This is a genomic window from Marimonas arenosa, from assembly GCF_030848945.1.
Lineage (GTDB): Bacteria > Pseudomonadota > Alphaproteobacteria > Rhodobacterales > Rhodobacteraceae > Marimonas > Marimonas arenosa.
Map to the genome: position 1 here is coordinate 410593 of NZ_JANHAX010000002.1, position 16273 is coordinate 426865.

At 64.6% G+C, this 16273-nt stretch carries 15 protein-coding genes, 1 tRNA gene and 1 pseudogene; 6 read left to right on the top strand and 11 right to left on the bottom strand.

Annotated features, from left to right (window positions below; genetic code table 11):
- Positions 1–120: 120 nt before the first annotated feature.
- From NO357_RS08240 to dapF, 4 genes are all read right to left on the bottom strand, one after another.
- Positions 121–726 (bottom strand): glutathione S-transferase family protein, encoded by a 606-nt coding sequence (locus NO357_RS08240; protein WP_306735159.1) that lies wholly within the window; start codon positions 724–726, stop codon positions 121–123.
- Positions 727–787: 61 nt separating this feature from the next.
- Positions 788–1411 (bottom strand): FMN-binding negative transcriptional regulator, encoded by a 624-nt coding sequence (locus NO357_RS08245; RefSeq protein ID WP_306735160.1) that lies wholly within the window; start codon positions 1409–1411, stop codon positions 788–790.
- Positions 1412–1570: 159 nt separating this feature from the next.
- Positions 1571–2824: a tRNA (N(6)-L-threonylcarbamoyladenosine(37)-C(2))-methylthiotransferase MtaB gene (mtaB, locus tag NO357_RS08250; RefSeq protein ID WP_306735545.1), complete on the bottom strand. Its 1254-nt coding sequence runs from the start codon at positions 2822–2824 to the stop codon at positions 1571–1573.
- Between the two features lie 19 nt (positions 2825–2843).
- The gene (dapF, locus tag NO357_RS08255; RefSeq protein ID WP_306735161.1) at positions 2844–3665 is read right to left on the bottom strand and encodes a diaminopimelate epimerase; all 822 of its coding nucleotides are present in this window, start codon (positions 3663–3665) and stop codon (positions 2844–2846) included.
- A 97-nt stretch (positions 3666–3762) separates the two neighbouring features.
- Between dapF and NO357_RS08260 the strand changes: the two genes are divergently transcribed.
- Positions 3763–3838: transfer RNA gene (locus NO357_RS08260), tRNA-Lys, on the top strand.
- A 177-nt stretch (positions 3839–4015) separates the two neighbouring features.
- Positions 4016–4201, top strand: a pseudogene (locus tag NO357_RS08265) (IS3 family transposase); the annotation flags it as partial.
- Positions 4202–4441: 240 nt separating this feature from the next.
- Here the strand turns inward: NO357_RS08265 and ftsH are convergent.
- The 5 genes from ftsH to NO357_RS08290 all read right to left on the bottom strand — a co-directional run bounded on the left by ftsH (position 4442) and on the right by NO357_RS08290 (position 10229).
- Entirely contained in the window at positions 4442–6364 is a 1923-nt protein-coding gene (ftsH, locus tag NO357_RS08270) for an ATP-dependent zinc metalloprotease FtsH (protein WP_306735162.1), read from the bottom strand.
- Between the two features lie 161 nt (positions 6365–6525).
- The gene (locus tag NO357_RS08275; RefSeq protein ID WP_306735163.1) at positions 6526–7659 is read right to left on the bottom strand and encodes a CapA family protein; all 1134 of its coding nucleotides are present in this window, start codon (positions 7657–7659) and stop codon (positions 6526–6528) included.
- A complete protein-coding gene (locus NO357_RS08280; RefSeq protein ID WP_306735164.1) occupies positions 7656–8321 on the bottom strand; it encodes a dienelactone hydrolase family protein in 666 nt (221 codons plus the stop codon). Before NO357_RS08280 ends, NO357_RS08275 begins: the two co-directional genes overlap by 4 nt.
- A 28-nt stretch (positions 8322–8349) precedes the next feature.
- Positions 8350–9780, bottom strand: coding sequence for an RtcB family protein (locus NO357_RS08285; protein WP_306735165.1), 1431 nt, complete (start codon positions 9778–9780; stop codon positions 8350–8352).
- An 11-nt stretch (positions 9781–9791) separates the two neighbouring features.
- A complete protein-coding gene (locus tag NO357_RS08290; RefSeq protein ID WP_306735166.1) occupies positions 9792–10229 on the bottom strand; it encodes an archease in 438 nt (145 codons plus the stop codon).
- A 177-nt stretch (positions 10230–10406) separates the two neighbouring features.
- Between NO357_RS08290 and NO357_RS08295 the strand changes: the two genes are divergently transcribed.
- From NO357_RS08295 to NO357_RS08310, 4 genes are all read left to right on the top strand, one after another.
- Positions 10407–10637 (top strand): hypothetical protein, encoded by a 231-nt coding sequence (locus NO357_RS08295; RefSeq protein WP_306735167.1) that lies wholly within the window; start codon positions 10407–10409, stop codon positions 10635–10637.
- Between the two features lie 48 nt (positions 10638–10685).
- The gene (locus NO357_RS08300; protein ID WP_306735168.1) at positions 10686–12044 is read left to right on the top strand and encodes a nicotinate phosphoribosyltransferase; all 1359 of its coding nucleotides are present in this window, start codon (positions 10686–10688) and stop codon (positions 12042–12044) included.
- 169 nt (positions 12045–12213) lie between these two features.
- Complete coding sequence (locus NO357_RS08305; protein ID WP_306735169.1) at positions 12214–12861, top strand: sulfotransferase family 2 domain-containing protein; 648 nt, start codon at positions 12214–12216, stop codon at positions 12859–12861.
- A gap of 192 nt (positions 12862–13053) precedes the next feature.
- Entirely contained in the window at positions 13054–13515 is a 462-nt protein-coding gene (locus tag NO357_RS08310; protein WP_306735170.1) for a hypothetical protein, read from the top strand.
- A gap of 95 nt (positions 13516–13610) precedes the next feature.
- Here NO357_RS08310 and NO357_RS08315 read toward each other — a convergent pair whose 3' ends face one another.
- The gene (locus tag NO357_RS08315) at positions 13611–15815 is read right to left on the bottom strand and encodes a 3-hydroxyacyl-CoA dehydrogenase NAD-binding domain-containing protein (RefSeq protein ID WP_306735171.1); all 2205 of its coding nucleotides are present in this window, start codon (positions 15813–15815) and stop codon (positions 13611–13613) included.
- Between the two features lie 22 nt (positions 15816–15837).
- The gene (locus NO357_RS08320; protein WP_306735172.1) at positions 15838–16272 is read right to left on the bottom strand and encodes a nuclear transport factor 2 family protein; all 435 of its coding nucleotides are present in this window, start codon (positions 16270–16272) and stop codon (positions 15838–15840) included.
- Position 16273 lies beyond the last annotated feature (1 nt).

Genomic DNA, 16273 nt, shown 5'->3' on the forward strand with positions numbered 1-16273 from the left:
TTCTGTGTTCGACGAGCAGCGGTCGAGAGCGAGGCCAGATGTCCGGATCGGCTCTGTCTTGGGATCTCCGCATCCGCTTCGGGCTCGGACGAAGTCCTGTCCGGCGGTGGCACCTCGCGGTCAGTCGTGCGGCGCGGTTTCCCTCATGCATTCCCGCTCGGAAAACACCGCGAACCAGTCGTCGAGGGCATCGTTGCCCTTGCGCCAGCCGCGAGAGTCGAGTCGGAAGTCGAGATAGCCCAGGGCGCAGCCGAGCGCGATCTGGCCCATATCGACCGGCCCGGCGAGGTGGCTCATCCAACGATCGTTGACGGCCTTGACCGCGTGCGCGACCTTGTCCCACTGGGCGGTTATCCAGTCCTCGGACTGGTGCTCGGGCGGGCGGAAGCGGGTTTCGTAGACAACGGAAAGCGCGGAATCGAGGATGCCGTCGGCGGTGGCCTCGAGGGTGAGCACCTCCCAGAGGCGCGACTCTGGGTAGAGCCCGGCCTTGGCCCGGGCGTCGAGGTAGCGGGTGATCACGCGGCTGTCATAGATCGCCGGGCCCTCGGAGCGGACCAGGGCCGGGATGCGCCCGGTCGGGTTGGCAGCGCGGGCCTCGGCGGCGACCGCGGAGGGGGCGGTCTTGACAGAAATGAACTCGACATCTGGCTTCTGGCCGGTCTCGACCAGGCAGGCATGGACCTTGCGGGCGTAGGGCGAGGCGGGGGAAAAGATCAGCTGCATGGGGCGCTCCCTTGAGGTTTCGAGCAGAGGTTAGGGTGCGGCGGGTCGGCTGTCCATCGAGTCATTCCGGCGGCTTGCGCATCAGTGCGGCGAGAAGCCGGGTTTCGCTGCCCATACCCCGTGCGGCGATCTGGTCGGCCGCGGCAATCCGCGCCGCGTCGGGCTTGTTCTGGGCCAGTTTCCAGGTGCTGTCGACGGCGTCGATGTGGAAGCGGAAAGGCAGGACCTGGCGCATCATCTTGGCGGCCGCCTCCGGCGCCATCTTGGCCATGGTCCATTCCGGCTTGGGGGCAAGCCGGGCTTCAAAATGCGCCGAGAGCCGGTCGAGCAGGCCCGGCAGGTCGTTTTCCGGCAGCGGCGTCAGCCTGCCGGTGAGATGGATGGCGAGGTAGTTCCAGGTCGGGACTTGGCCGTCGATCCCGTACCAGTCGGGGGAAACGTAGCCATGCGGGCCCTGCAGCGCGATCCGCGCCGGGGTGGGGCCGGTCAGGGCGCGGGCGATGGGGTTTGAGCGCACGAGGTGCAACTCGGCCGCGCTGCCGTCTTCGCTGAGCAGGAAGGGGATATGGCTGAGCATCGGCGCGGCGTCGGACACTGACATGGCGAGCAGGCCAAAGCCCCAGTCACGCGCCAGTTCCAGGGTTTCGTCGCGGTTGTCCGGGCGGAAGGCGGGGTTGGGGTGCATGCGTGTCGGTCCTTCGGGGCTGGCCGACATTGCGCTGGCCGGGGTGGTGATTGTCAAGCCCGGCCGCGTGCTGCGGCGATGGCGGGTGGGGCGTGCGCAAGCCCGCATCTCCCGCCATCCCGCCGGGCGCCGACGCACCGCATCGCCTTCGGTTCGCGGTTACGCAGTCAGGCGCGTGGCGCTGTGGCCGGTGATGGAGGCGGTGACGATCTCGCCTTCCGGCTGGGCGGCGGCGAAGTCGACCTCGGTGAATTGCTCGGTGCGGCCCATATGCGGGTTTTCCATCAGGACGCGGTGGGTCCGTCCTTGTTGCGCCGCGAGGTGCCGGGCGACGGCGGCCGTGCCGGCGGCGCGCAGGCGGGCGGCGCGGGACTTGATCGCAGACCCGTGCACCTGGGGCATCCGGGCCGCCGGGGTGCCGGGGCGGGGGGAATAAGGGAAGACGTGCAGCCAGGTCAGTTGGCAATCCTCCACGAGTTTCAGCGAGTTCTCGAACATCGCCTCGGACTCGGTTGGAAAGCCCGCGATGATGTCGGCGCCGAAGGTCATGTCGGGGCGGAGCCGCAGCGCTTGATCCGTGAAGCGGATGGCATCGTCGCGCAGGTGACGCCGCTTCATCCGCTTGAGGATGAGATCGTCGCCATGCTGCAGCGAGAGGTGCAGGTGCGGCATCAGTCGCGGCTCGGTGGCGATGGCCTGCATCAGGTTGTGATCGACCTCGATCGAGTCGATCGAGCTGATCCGCAGGCGTGGCAGGCCGGGCACCAGTTTGAGGATGCGCATCACCAGGTCGCCCAATTGCGGTTCGCCCGGCAGGTCGGCGCCCCAGGAGGTAAGATCGACACCGGTCAGGACGACCTCGTTGTATCCGCGGTCGACCAGGCGGCTGATCTGGTCGACCACGACGCCGGCGGGAACGCTGCGGGAGTTTCCGCGCCCGAAGGGGATGATGCAGAAGGTGCAGCGGTGGTCACAGCCGTTCTGCACCTGAACATAGGCGCGCGACCGGGTGCCGAAGCCGTCGATCAGGTGGCCGGCGGTCTCGGACACGCTCATGATGTCGTCGACCATGACAGGTTCGGTCGCGCCGGTGAAATCCGGGGCGAGCCGACTCCAGGTTTCCGCTTTCATCTTCTCGGTATTGCCGATCACCGCGTCGACCTCGTCCATCGCGGCAAAGCTGGCGGGGTCGATCTGGGCGGCGCAGCCGGTGACGATGAGCTTCGCGCGCGGGTTCTCGCGCCTTAGCCGGCGGATTTCCTGGCGGGCCTTGCGCACCGCTTCCTGCGTGACGGCGCAGGTATTGACCACCACCGCGTCGCCGAGGCCAGCCTGTTGCGCCAGATCCTTCATCGCCTCGGTCTCATAGGCGTTGAGGCGGCAGCCGAGGGTGGTGAATTTCGGCACGGAGATGTTGCGGGTGGCCTGCATCTCAGCCCCTCCAGACCCCGTCGAAGACATGTGCGGTGGGGCCAGTCATCCAGATGCCGTCCTCGGCCAGACGGATGTGGATCGGGCCGCCATCAAGATGGACAGTAACCTCGACGCCCGTGAGTCCGCGCCTGTGTGCCGCGTGTGCCACCGCGCAGGAGGACGAGCCCGAGGCCAGCGTGACGCCGGCGCCGCGTTCCCAGACCCGCATGCGGATTTGGTTGTCGCCGGTGATCTGCGCGAACTGAACATTGGTGCGCTGTGGGAAGAACGGGTGATGCTCGATCACGGGGCCGCGTGCGCCGAGGTCGACCGCTTCGGCATCTTCGACGAAGAAGGTGCAGTGCGGGTTGCCCATTGAGGTGGCGGTGGGGGCGCCGGCAATCGGCAGGTGCAGCGTGTCCATCTGGCGCGCCAGCGGGATCTGGTCCCAGTCCGTGCGGGCATGTCCCATGTTGACCGAAGTCAGGCCACCGCCGACATCACGCGCCGGCAGCAGCCCGTGATCGGTTGCGATGACCACCTCGGACCTGCCGGTCTCGTCCATCAGGTGGCGGGCGATACAGCGGGTGGCGTTGCCGCAGGCCGCCGAGTGCGAGCCGTCGGCATTGTAGAATGTCAGGTGCAGGTCGGCAGCGTCGCTGTCCGCCATCACCGCAAGCTGATCGCAGCCGATGCCGCAGTGCCGGTCCGCCATTGTCAGGGCGATTTCGGCATCGATCAGGGGGCCGCGGCCGCGCTCGTCGACGACGACGAAATCGTTGCCGAGCCCATGCCATTTCATGAAGGGGATATGAGGCGCTTGCGGGATCATGGCCGGCATATACGCTCACGTCCGCGATGAATCCAGCGGCCGCCGGAAAATCGTTGAGATTCGGGGTTGACCCCGTAGGGCCATCTTTCTAGATAGGCCGCCTAGTGGGCCGTTAGCTCAGTTGGTAGAGCAACTGACTTTTAATCAGTGGGTCGCAGGTTCGAATCCTGCACGGCTCACCACTGAAATCACCGATATATCAGTATCTTAAGTGAATTGAGCGGCGTTCATCGTCTCTTCTAGTTCTCGGTTTGGAGCAAATCTGGCGCAAATCTCCACAAAAACTGCTATGCTTTATGACGACTAATAGAGCCAACGGAGTGGCGGCATTGGCGTCGATACTGGAAGTGAAAGGGGCGAACGCGGTTGGCGAAACCTTCTTCAAGACCATCAAGGCGGAGTTGATTTGGAGGCGGTCCTGGCAAACACGACGCGCAGCTGAACTGGCAATCTTCGAATACATCAATGGGTTCTACATTTCGCGCCGAAAGCACTCAGCCTTGGGCTGGAAAAGTCCGGTCGCATTCGAACGGAAAGTGGCCTAAACGAGCACTTGGGGCGGCACAAAAGCGGGACCGGTCCATTTTTGACCAATGCTGCGCTTCTTCCGAATTAGCAAGAAGTGCGGAATGCGGGCATTGCGGCATGCTGGAAGCATCCTGTTTTCGTTCTTCCCAGGGTCCGCTAAGTCTTATGCCTCTTCCACACTACTGACTAAAGCACACTGGCAGAAGGGGACGCTTTCAAAGGAGTCTAAGGCCGCGTCGTGACGCGAGCCGATACCATTATGTCGGCCCTCCCGCATGCCGCACCGATGGTACTTTGGTGACAGAGTGCCGGGAAGGTTCCGGCTGTTTCACTTTTCGTGCTGGATCGAGGCAGGATTGGATTTCACCGAAATCCAGAGTCTCCTTGGCCTCGAGTTGTGAAATCAAGGTTTCGACCTGGGCCTTGTTTTGGCTCAGGGTTTCGGCCGCCTGGGCCTCGGCCTGTTTGAGCAGTTTCGTGATCGCCTGGTCGACCTGGGCCGCGGTCACATCGGAATGGCTTCTGGGCTGCGCGATGGTCCGGCCGAGAAAGGGATGGTCCTCGCTTTGCCGCAGGTCGATCGGCCCCAGTTCGTCGGTCATGCCCCAGCGCGCCACCATCGAGCGCGCCAGGATCGTGGCGCGGCGGATGTCGTCATCGGCGCCCGAGCTGACGGTGCCCAGAAACAGGCGCTCGGCCGCCCGCCCCGCGAGCAGCGTGACAAGCTGGGTGCGCAGGAAGTCTTCGTCTAGCGTATGGCGCTCACCCTCCGGCAGGGTATGCGTTCCGCCCAGAGCATGGCCACGCGGAATGATCGTGACCTTGTAGAGCGGGTCCGCGTCCGGCGTGAAATAGGCAACCGCGGTATGACCGGCTTCGTGGACCGCGAGCCGGTGGCGTTCTTCCGGCCGGATCGCCAGAGTGCGCACCGTGCCCATCATCACCTTGTCGCGCGCCTCATCCAGATCGTCGCGTGAAATCAGGCTGGCATCCCGCCGGGCCGCGCCGATTGCTGCTTCGTTGAGCAGGTTCTTGAGGTCGGCCCCGGAAAACCCCGGCGTCCCGGCCGCGATCTGGTCGAGATCGCTGGTGTCTTCGAGCGGCAGGTTCTTGGCGTGGATGTCGAGAATGGCGCGCCGGGCCGCCCTGTCGGGAAGGTTCAACGTCACGTGGCGGTCGAAACGCCCGGGCCTGAGCAAGGCGGGATCAAGTACGTCGGGCCGGTTCGTGGCGGCCAGAACCACCACCGCTTCGCGTTCGGTGAAGCCGTCGAGTTCGGCGAGGATCTGGTTGAGCGTCTGTTCCCGCTCGTCGTGGCCGCCGCCAAGACCGGTGCCGCGCGTGCGCCCGACGCTGTCAAGCTCGTCGATGAAGATGATCGACGGCGCCGCCTTGCGCGCCGCCTCGAACATGTTGCGCACGCGGCCGGCGCCGACGCCTACGAAAATCTCGATGAATTCCGAACCCGAGGTCGAGAAGAACGGCACGTCGGCCTCGCCGGCAAGTGCCTTGGCCAGCAGCGTCTTGCCGGTGCCCGGCGGCCCGACCAGCAAAACGCCGTGCGGAACTTCGGCGCCGACGCGCGCGAACCGCTCGGGATCGCGCAGAAACTCGACCAGTTCAGCGACTTCCCGTTTGGCCTGGTCCTGACCGGCCACATCGTCGAATGTTGTCTTTCTGGTGGGTGTGGTCGGTTTTGAAAACCGGCCACCCAGGAGGCCACCGGTGACGCCGCGGGGGCCGCCGGCGATGCCGCCCATCATCCGCCGCTGCAGCCAGAGATAGATACCTAGGATCAAGATCCAGGGCAGCATGTAAGTAAGGATCGAGACGTCTTCCGGCTCGGTGGCGGTGATCTCGACCCCCTGGACTTCGAGCAATTCCAGCAAATCCGGATCGCCTTGTGCCGGGACAACGGCGCGGAAAGACTGGTTTCCAGTGGCGTCCGGTGCCTTGGTTTCAACGATGATCATATGTTCCCGCAACTCTGCCGTCCGGACCTGACCTTCGCGGATCATGGTCTTCAGCGTGCTGTAGGGCAGGCGGGTTCCCTGCTGCGCGGGCTCGGCGAAAAGACCGACGATCAGCACGAAGGCCGCCAGCAGAGCGAGCACGATCAGCGCTTGCCATCCCGGTCGATCGGGTCCGTCACCGGGGGTTTTGGGGGGAAATTGCGGCATGTGTCAGGTTTTTCCCGGTCGATCGGCGGTGCGGTTTTGAACAACGCGCAGGTGCAAACCCGTCGCTTGCCGGTGTCGAGTATGGAACAACAACCGGATGAGGTGCAATCTCCTTAGAGTTGGCCCGCCCGGACAAGCGAGGTCAATCCTTGGCGGCCTTGTCACGACGGCGTCAGTTGGAAGGCACCCGCCGCGTTTTGCGCCACGTGAAGTCCAAAGGCGCCGCATTCGCGCTGCAACATCGCGTGAAGCCATTCCGATTCTTCGGGTTTTGCCCGACAGAGGCGAAAGCGCCGGATCCGATAGGGCAGCAGTTCTAGCGACTGGATTCTGCCGTCGGAGGCCGCGATCTCGGCGACATAACCCAGCACAAGATCGCTGCGAAAGGTCTCGCGCCCCGAAATGCCTTCGTAATCGTTGATCAGATCTCCCGCGCCGTACAGAACCAACTTGCCCTCGTGGATTTCGATCGCCTTCGGGTGATGCGAAGAGTGGCCATGAACGATATCGACCCCGGCCTCCTCGATCAGCCGGTGGGCTAGGCGACGGTGTTCGGGATCCATTTCGTAACCCCAGTTGCCACCCCAGTGAATCGACACCAAGGTGACATCACCGGCCTGCCGGCGGTTTTCCAGCCGGGCGCGGGCATCGGCGACCGCGGCGTCGGGCCGGTCCGGCAACAGGTTGATCCCGGGCCAGGCCGGCGCTGCTCCCCAGTGGCCAGGAATGCCGCTATCGCGCGCGCCATAGGCCAGGATCAGGACGCGGCCGCCATTTGGCAGCGGCAACATCTGCGGTGCGGCGGCGTCCGGCCCGGTCCGGCCCGCGCCGACGACCGAGATGCCCAGCTTTTCCACGACGTCGAGGGTCTCGACCAGACCGGCGATGCCCCAATCGAGCGTATGGTTGTTGGCCAGCGTGACGGCGTCGATCCCGGCTGCCGAAAGAACCGGTGCGTTGGCGGGATGCATGCGATAGTTGATTCCCTTCGGCGCGGCCGTGTCCGAGGTGGTGACCGCGGTCTCCAGGTTCACGAACCGCAGATCGCAATCGCGCCGCTCGAGATCGTCAAGCAGATCGCCCCAGATATAGCCGAAAGGCACGGCACGCGGGATCGGGCCGTTGCGCTGCTCCGCAAGGGCGACATAGCCTTCTGCGGTTTCGACATAGCCTTCGTGCAGCGTCGGGTCTCCCGGGTGCGGCAGGATCTGGTCGATCCCCCGACCGGTCATGACGTCGCCGCCTAGGAACAGGCGGACGGTGTCGTTTTGGCGGTGGGCTTCCAGACCCGTCACGGTGCGTCTGCTTTCCCGCCGAAATGGTGCAAAAACCAACTCGCGGCCAGATCGACCACCGTGTCGAGCGTCCCTGGTTCCTCGAACAGATGCGTGGCGCCCGGCACGATTTCCAACTTTTTCTCACAAGTCAGGCGGGCTAAGGCCTCTTCGTTCAGTTCGATCACCCCAAAATCGGCCCCGCCCACGATCAGCAACGTAGCGGCCTCGACCCGGGGCAGGAACGGTCCGGCCAGATCGGGCCGTCCACCGCGCGACACCACTGCGCTGGCGGCCGCGGGCGCGCGTGCGGCGGCCACAAGCGCCGCCGCCGCGCCTGTGCTGGCGCCGAACAGGCCGCGTTTCAGTCCGTCCAGGTCCGGCTCGGACCGCGCCCAGGTCAGGGCATCGACGACGCGCCCGGCGAGAAGCGGGATGTCGAAGACATTGGCCCGGTCCATGGCTTCCGCCTCGGTCAGCAGGTCGAACAGAAGCGTGCCCAACTCCCGTGCGGCCAGCTTCCCGGCCACCATCCGGTTGCGCGGGCTCATCCGGCTGCTGCCGCTGCCATGAGCAAAGATGACAAGGCCCCTGGCCGCATTGGGCAAGGTCAGATCGCCGGGAAGGTGGCCGCCGGTTTCGCGCACCGGAATGCTGACTTGCCTCTGATTGAAATTTTCCATGTCATGCCCCCTTGCGCATTTCGGGCGCTCAGCCCTTGATGCAGATCATTGGCTTCAGCCGGGCGACCCGGCGGGCGAGCCCGGCTTGTTCCGCCACCTCGACCACGCGGGCGACGCTTTTGTAGGCGCCGGGCGCTTCTTCGGCGATGCCGCGCTTCGAGGGGCTTTTCACGGTGATGCCCAGCGCCGCCAACTCACTGGTGACGCCCGATCCCGTCCAAAGCTTGGCCGCCTGGTGCCGGCTCATCGCCCGGCCGGCACCGTGGCAGGCGGAACTCAGCGCCGCCGCCTCCGAGCGCGCATCGCCCGCCAGCACCCACGATTCGGTGCCCATGCTTCCGCCGATCAGAACCGGCTGGCCGGTGGCCGACAAGGCCTCGGGCAATCCCGCAGCGTTCGGCCCGTAGGCCCGGGTCGCGCCCTTGCGGTGCACGAACAGACGCCGCGAAACGCCATCGACCGCGTGCCGCTCTTCCTTGCAGGTATTGTGCGACACGTCATAAAGCAGATCGAGCGTGGCGGCATCGAAGAACCGGTCGAAAACCCCGCGCACCAGATGGGTCAGGATCTGGCGGTTGGCGAAGGCACAGTTGATCGCGGCGCGCATCACGCCGAGATACCGCTGGCCCAACTCCGAGGTGATCGGGGCACAGGCCAGTTCGCGGTCGGGCAGGTCGATGCCGTGGCCCGGTGCGGCGATGGCCATTTCGCGCAGGTATTCGGTGCCGATCTGGTGCCCCAGCCCGCGCGAGCCGCAATGGATCATCACCACCGCCTGATCCGGCGCAAGGCCGTAGGCCCGCGCCGCCGCGTCGTCGAAAAGCTGATCGACCCGCTGCACCTCGAGGTAATGGTTGCCCGACCCCAGCGTGCCCATCTCCTCGCGCTGGCGGTTGATCGCCTTGGCCGACACCGCTTCGGGCGTGGCGCCGGCCATCTTTCCCTGTTCCTCGATCCGCGCCAGATCTGCGGTCCGGCCGTAGCCTTGCGCAACCGCCCAGGCCGCACCGCCGGCCAGCATGTCGGCCATTTCCGCGTCATTGAGGCGGATCGACCCGCGGCTGCCCATCCCGGCCGGGATCGCGCGCGACAGCTCGTGGGCCAGCTTGTCCTGCACCGCGCGGATGTCTGCGGCGGCAAGGTTTGTCACGTGCAGCCGAACCCCGCAGGAGATATCGAAGCCGACACCGCCCGCCGACACCACGCCGCCCTGTTCGGGATCGAAGGCGGCGACGCCGCCGATGGGAAAGCCATAGCCCCAGTGTGCATCCGGCATCGCATAGGCCGCGGTCACGATGCCGGGAAGGCAGGCGACGTTGCGGATCTGCTCGCCAACTTTGTCGTCCATGTCGCGCAGCAGGGTTTCGTCGGCGAAAATCTGCGCCGGAACCCGCATCCCCCCGCTTTGCGGGATTTGCCATTGGTAGGGTCCGATCCTGTCAAATTGGCCAAGGTCCATCGGTTTTCTCCCTATACATCGACAATGCATTCGGCGACCCAGCGCCCGTCGGGCCCCTTTGCCACCCTGAGCCCGGTAAAGGTTGCGCCCTTGGGCTCGACATTCGGCGCATGGCGGTCGATATCGACCGTCTCCCCCCGCAGCGTCGCGCGCAGTGCGGTGTCTTCGATTGAAATCTCGAACCCGGCGAACAGCATCTTGCGGATCGACATTTCATAGATCACGGCATTCAGCCAATCGACGAACAGCACGTCCAGATCGGGCGCGCTGCAAGCAAGCTGCACCGCCTCTCGGGCGGCGACATTCGAAAGCGGCGTGATCGCCGACGTCAACGCACGGGCCGCGTTTGCGAAGGCCTCGGCGGGGTCGTCGCCACACCCGCGCACGCCGATGTCGGCGTCATGCGGGTAAAGGGCCCAGTCCTTACCGTCGCAACCATGGCTCGCCATTCGCGCAACCTCCGTAAACAACTATAGCGTCGGCGGACGCCCACGCCTTTGAGCGAGGTCAAGGCGCCGGGGCGCGACGTCGCGTAGGTAGAAAGTGGTTGGGATGGCTATGCGGTTGCACCGCCTTCACGTTGCAGGTGACGCGACCGCGGCAAGCCAGCCGGGAAGGAGAAGATCATGAAACCCAAATATGACGACATCAAGCGGCTGTTCGGCGATCTCGACGATCACACCATCGCCGAGATCGAAGCCAGCGGTGCCACGATGAACGAACTCGAGGAAGTCGTCGCCTACCTGGCCCAGGAAACCGACGTAATGGCGGATTTGCGCCGCAGCCTGAGCGGCCGGGCGCTTGCGATCTATGACCTGTTGCGCAGCCAGGACGCGCGCTGGGACGAACCCGGTTGACCGCGCGCCGCCGCCCGGATCGCGCAGCTGTCTGAAAGGCCGACCGACATGACGGACAGGCAGACGAACTTTCTGCTGACCGACCTTTACCAACTGGCGATGATGCAGGCATATAACGAGGCCGGCGAGTCAGCGACGGCGGTTTTCGAGTTCTTCGTGCGCAAGCTGCCCGAAGGGCGCAACTTCCTGGTCGCCGCCGGGCTTGAACAGGCGCTGAGCTTCCTGGAAAACTTGCGACCGAGTGACGACGACTTGGCGTGGCTTGACCAGAGCGGCCATTTCAGTCGCGAGTTGATCGACCAGCTGCGGTCGTTCCGCTTCACCGGCGACGTTGACGCGATGGTCGAAGGCACCGTATTCTTTCCCGACGAGCCGATCCTGCGCGTCACCGCGCCATTGCCGCAGGCGCAATACGTTGAAACCCGGCTGATCAATCTGTTGCATTTCCAGACGCTTATCGCCTCGAAGGCCGCGCGCATGGTGCTGGCCGCCGAGGGGCGGATGCTGGTTGATTTCGGTCTTCGCCGGGCGCACGGGGCCGAGGCGGGTTTGCTGGCGGCACGGGCCTCCTATATCGCCGGTTTCGCCGGCTCGGCCAACGTTCTGGCCGAGCGCGAGTTCGGTGTGCCGGCGTTCGGCACCATGGCGCATTCCTTCGTGCAGGCCTTCGACAGCGAAGCCGCCGCGTTCGAGGCTTTCGCCAAGGCGCGGCCGGAAAACCTGGTGCTGCTGATCGACACCTATGACACCGAGGCGGGCGCACGGCGGGTGGTCGAAATCGCTCCGAAACTGCGCGCCATGGGCATTACCATCCGCGCGGTGCGGCTCGACAGCGGCGATCTTGGCGCGCTGGCGAAATCGGTGCGGCGGATCCTGGATGCCGGCGGCTGTGGCGAGGTCACGATCTTCGCCAGCGGCGGGCTCGACGAGACCGAAATCGCCCGGTTTTTGGCAATGGGCGCGCCGATCGACGGGTTCGGGGTCGGCACCAGCCTGACCACCTCGTCGGACGCGCCGGCGCTCGATTGCGCCTACAAGCTGCAGGAATATGCCGGCCAGGCGCGGCGCAAGCGCTCGGAAGGCAAGGCGACCTGGCCCGGGCGCAAACAAGTGTGGCGGCGATTCGATGACGCCGGGCGGATGGCGGGCGATACCGTTACCACCAAGGGCGACCCGCAGGGTGGAACACCGCTTCTTGAGCCGGTGATGCGCGCCGGCCAGCGCCTGTCGCCGGCACCTTCGCTATCGGAGAGCCGCAGCCATGCCGCGCAGGCAGTTGCGTCGCTGCCGCAGGCACTACGAGGTATCGAACAGGCCGAACCTTACAAGGTGGAAATTTCCGCAAGCCTGCGCGCGTTGGCGGACGAGGTCGACCGGTTCATCGACCGCAGCGCCAAGCGAAACTGACGGCCCGGCCTCAGCATCATTAACAGCCCATCGCGACACAAAGTGCTTTGTTCGTTCCATTGATGATCAATCTCCGTTACCCAACTAAACCCACTGGCCAGCCCGATTACCCATGCTCCGTCCGCGAAGCGGCCTTTTCCTATCCCAAGCGGACAGTTAGCCTGCCGACATGATCATCTCGCGTGGGCGCAGTTACATCTTCGTGCATATCCCCAAGACCGGCGGCACCTCTCTGGCGCTGGCGTTGGAGGGGCGGGCGATGAAAGACGACATCATGCTGGGCGACACGCCCAAGGCGCTCAAGCGGCGCAGAAGGTTGAAGGACGCGCAGACGCGCGGGCGGCTGTGGAAGCACTCGACGCTGGCCGATATCGACGGGCTTCTGCGCCCGGAGGAGATTGCGGGGATGTTCTGTTTCACGCTGGTGCGCAACCCGTGGGACCGAATGGTGAGCTATTACCACTGGTTGCGCGAGCAGAGCCTGGACCACCCGGCAATGCGGCGGGCCAAGGCGCTGGAGTTCAGCGGCTTCCTCAACGACCCGCTTGTGGCGGCGTCTTTCGCCCGGTTTCCGGCGCGGAGTTATTTGACCGATGCCAGTGGCGCGGAACGGGCCGCGCTTTACATCCGGCTGGAGCATTTCGAGGTGGATGCCGCGCCGCTGTGGCGACATCTGGGGTTTGCGCTCGACCTGCCGCGTCTCAATGCCAGTGCGCGGCTATCCGATTATCGCCGCTACTACTCCGATGCCGACGCAGACAGGCTGGCGATAATCGCGGCGGACGACATCCGCCGGTTCGGATACCGGTTCGAATGACGCCGCCGGGCAGGCACGCGTAACCGACAGTCCCGATGATCCGGCAGGATCGTATCCACACAGTAAACGGTGCCACGTTTCCGCCGCCTCCGCGTCCAAGGACGGGCATGGGAATCACCCCAAATAGTTCGAGAGCCGAGAAGAGGCCGGTCTGACCGGCTTCGAAAAGACCAAACCTCGTGGGAAGACGAAATGTTCGGATACAAAAGCGACAGCCGCCGCGAGCCGAAACGCGTGGTCGACGCTGCGTCGTTGATGGTCTTGCCGCGCCAGGGCGAGAGGCCGGAGCGCGGTCTTGCCAAACAGGTGCTGAGCGATCCTTGCGCGCCGATCCCTGCGGCCGCGCGTGAGGGCGAGCGCGGTGTCGCGCGGGTCGTTTCGGACGATCCGATTGATGTGATCAGCCTGGATCTCGAAGCCGATCAGGTGATCTTCGCTGAACACGGCGCTCTTCTTTTCTGTCCGTCGGGTGGCGATCTGGTTCAGATGGCCATGCGCGGTGCGGTGCAACACTGTCCCTACCAGATGTTGCCCGTTACCTGCACAATTGCGCTGGTCAACGGTCCGGACGCGGGTGCGGCATGCGAAAGCTGCCTGAAAGCACGTCGCGCCTGTGCACGGGACCTCAGCGTGGACTACTCCATGGTTGCCTGAGCCTGGAGGGCGTCGCCCGGCGGCAGAAAAGCGAAGGGCGCGGCTGGTGACAGCCGCGCCCTTTTTTACGTTCCCGGGTGGCCCGGCGTCCGGCCTCAGGCCGCCTTGGCCTGTTCGACGCCGAAACGTCCGTAGAAGGTTTCGCCGTTCTCCGCCATCTCGACCAGCAACGCCGGCGGTGCAAAGCGCTCGCCGAATTTGGCGGCCAACTCGTTGCAGCGTTCGACGGCATAGGGCGCGCCGATGATGTCGAGCCATGAGAACGGACCACCAGACCAGGGTGCGAACCCCCAGGCGAGCACGGCGCCGACATCGCCTTCGCGGATGTCTTCGAGCACGCCTTCTTCCAGTGCCTTCACCGCTTCGAGCACCTGGGCGAACATCAGCCGGTCCTGCACCTCTTGGAGGTCGGGCTGTTCGTCGGCCAGCGGGTATTTGTCGTGGATGCCTTTCCAATAACCTTGGCGCTTGCCGGCCTCATCATAGTCGAAATAGCCGGCCTTAGACTTGCGGCCCAGCCGGCCCTGCTCTTCCATCCAGAACACCAGGTTGTCGGCCTCGGACGCCGGGTAGGCGTTGCCCATCGCTTCCTTGGTGGCGCGGGTGATCTTGGCGGCCAGGTCGATCGAGGTCTCGTCACCAAGCTGGATCGGCCCGACCGGGAAGCCGAGCTGGCGCGCGGCGTGGTCGATCAGCGGCATCGCCACCCCTTCGGTGACCATGCGCGTGGCCTCGTTGCCGTAAGGGATGATGCAGCGGTTGCAGTAGAAGAACCGCGCATCGTTGACCACGATCGGCGTCTTGCGGATCTGGCGGACATAATCGAGCGCCTTGGCGACGGCGCGGGGGCCGGTTTCTTTGCCCTTGATGATCTCGACCAGGAACATGCGTTCGACGGGCGAGAAGAAGTGGATGCCGATGAACTGTTCCGGGCGTTTCGAGGCCTTGGCCAGCCCGGTGATCGGCAGGGTCGAGGTGTTGGAGGCGAAGATGCAATCCTCTGGGATCACCGCCTCGACCTTCTGGGTCATCTCGGCCTTCACTTTCGGGTCTTCGAACACGGCCTCGATGATCAGGTCGCAACCGTCGAGTTTCGAAAGATCCGAGGTGGCGGTGATTTGCGCCAGTGTTTCCTCTTTCTTCTGTTCGGTGGCTTTGCCGCGCTTGATGCCCTTGTCCATGTAGGTCGCGGTATATGATTTGCCGCGCTCGGCGGTCTCGTCGTCGCGGTCGATCAGCACGACCTCCATCCCCGCCATCGCCGAAACCAGCGCAATGCCCGAGCCCATCATGCCGGCACCGAGAACGCCGACTTTCTTGACCCGCTGGTCGGGCACATCCTTGGGCCGCACGGCGCCTTTTTCCAGCGCCTCCTTGTTGACGAAGAGCGAACGCATCATCGCCGCCGAGGATGGGTTCATCAGGATGTTGGTGAACCAGCGCGCCTCGATCTTGAGTCCGGTGTCAAAGGGCACTTGCGCGCCTTCGTAAACGGCTGAGAGCAGGGCTTTAGCGGCGGGAAACGCGCCTTGGGTTTTGCCATGGACCATCGCCGAAGCACCAACGAAAGTCATGAACCCCGCGGGGTGGTACGGCGTGCCGCCGGGCATCTTGTAGCCCTTGGCGTCCCAGGGTTTGACGATATCGGCGTCCTTGGCCGAAAGCACCCAGTCGCGGGCCGCGGCGAGCGGATCGTCGACCACCTCGTCAATCAGGCCGGCCTTCTGCGCCTTGTCGGGCGAGACCATCTTGCCTTCCAGCAGGAAGGGCGAGGCACCCATCGCGCCCAGCTTGCGCACCAGCCGGGTGGTGCCGCCGGCGCCGGGGAAGATGCCGACCATGATCTCGGGCAGGCCGATCTTGGCCTTGGGATTGTTGGCGGCAAAGATTCGATGCGTGGCCAGTGGCAGTTCGAGTCCGATGCCGGCCGCGGTGCCGGGGAGCGCCGCAGCGATCGGCTTGCCGCCTTTCTTGGTCTTGGCGTCCATGCCGGCCAGTTCGATTTTCCGCAGCAGTCCGTGCATCTGCATGATACCGTCAAAGAGACCTTTGGCCGGCTCGTCGCCGGCGTTGGTCTTCATGTCGGCCAGCACGGTCAGGTCCATGCCGCCGGCGAAGCTGTCGGGTTTGCCGGAGGTGATGACGACGCCTTGCACGGTCTCGTCGGCCAGCGCATCCTCAATCAGCTTGTCAAGCTCCAGAAGCGCCTCGGCACGCATGACGTTCATGCTCTTGTCGACGACGTCCCAGGTGATGACGGCAACGCCATCATCATCTTTTTTCATTGTAAAGTCAGCCATTTAAGTCTCCGTATATGCAGGGTCAGATAAAGGACCCGTCCTCGATCCCGCCCTGTCCCAGTGTCCAGTTGATATGTCCAAGCGAGCTTTGTATGCGAAGGAAGCGCCAGCCGTCGGGCGTTTCGCGCATATGGAACACCGCCCGAAAAGGATCGATTGCCCGGCCCGCCGCACGCAGCATGTGCACCAGACAGGTGACGGCGACCCTTCCGTTCTCGAGCTCCTCACTTTCGAGGACCTCGCGGTAGATATCGGTGATGCCGTGTAACTTGACCATCTCATGGTAGAGTTCGAAATCCTGTTTCAGGTCGGCCGCGGTTTCCATCACGTAGGGCTTGCCGTGGCGCGGCTCGATCCTGACCGGCAACGACATGACCTGTCGGTAGAGGTCAAAATCACCGGTGATGAGCGCCCGAGTCAGATGCTCGCCCAGTTCACGGAAAACCTTGGCCGGCATG

Excerpts from the sequence above, each read along its gene's own strand:
- NO357_RS08240 (WP_306735159.1), bottom strand. The coding sequence starts at position 726 with ATGCAGCTGATCTTTTCCCCCGCCTCGCCCTACGCCCGCAAGGTCCAT.
- NO357_RS08245 (WP_306735160.1), bottom strand. The coding sequence starts at position 1,411 with ATGCACCCCAACCCCGCCTTCCGCCCGGACAACCGCGACGAAACCCTG.
- dapF (WP_306735161.1), bottom strand. The coding sequence starts at position 3,665 with ATGCCGGCCATGATCCCGCAAGCGCCTCATATCCCCTTCATGAAATGG.
- ftsH (WP_306735162.1), bottom strand. The coding sequence starts at position 6,364 with ATGCCGCAATTTCCCCCCAAAACCCCCGGTGACGGACCCGATCGACCG.
- NO357_RS08280 (WP_306735164.1), bottom strand. The coding sequence starts at position 8,321 with ATGGAAAATTTCAATCAGAGGCAAGTCAGCATTCCGGTGCGCGAAACC.
- NO357_RS08285 (WP_306735165.1), bottom strand. The coding sequence starts at position 9,780 with ATGGACCTTGGCCAATTTGACAGGATCGGACCCTACCAATGGCAAATC.
- NO357_RS08290 (WP_306735166.1), bottom strand. The coding sequence starts at position 10,229 with ATGGCGAGCCATGGTTGCGACGGTAAGGACTGGGCCCTTTACCCGCAT.
- NO357_RS08295 (WP_306735167.1), top strand. The coding sequence starts at position 10,407 with ATGAAACCCAAATATGACGACATCAAGCGGCTGTTCGGCGATCTCGAC.
- NO357_RS08300 (WP_306735168.1), top strand. The coding sequence starts at position 10,686 with ATGACGGACAGGCAGACGAACTTTCTGCTGACCGACCTTTACCAACTG.
- NO357_RS08305 (WP_306735169.1), top strand. The coding sequence starts at position 12,214 with ATGATCATCTCGCGTGGGCGCAGTTACATCTTCGTGCATATCCCCAAG.
- NO357_RS08310 (WP_306735170.1), top strand. The coding sequence starts at position 13,054 with ATGTTCGGATACAAAAGCGACAGCCGCCGCGAGCCGAAACGCGTGGTC.
- NO357_RS08315 (WP_306735171.1), bottom strand. The coding sequence starts at position 15,815 with ATGGCTGACTTTACAATGAAAAAAGATGATGATGGCGTTGCCGTCATC.
- NO357_RS08320 (WP_306735172.1), bottom strand. The coding sequence starts at position 16,272 with ATGCCGGCCAAGGTTTTCCGTGAACTGGGCGAGCATCTGACTCGGGCG.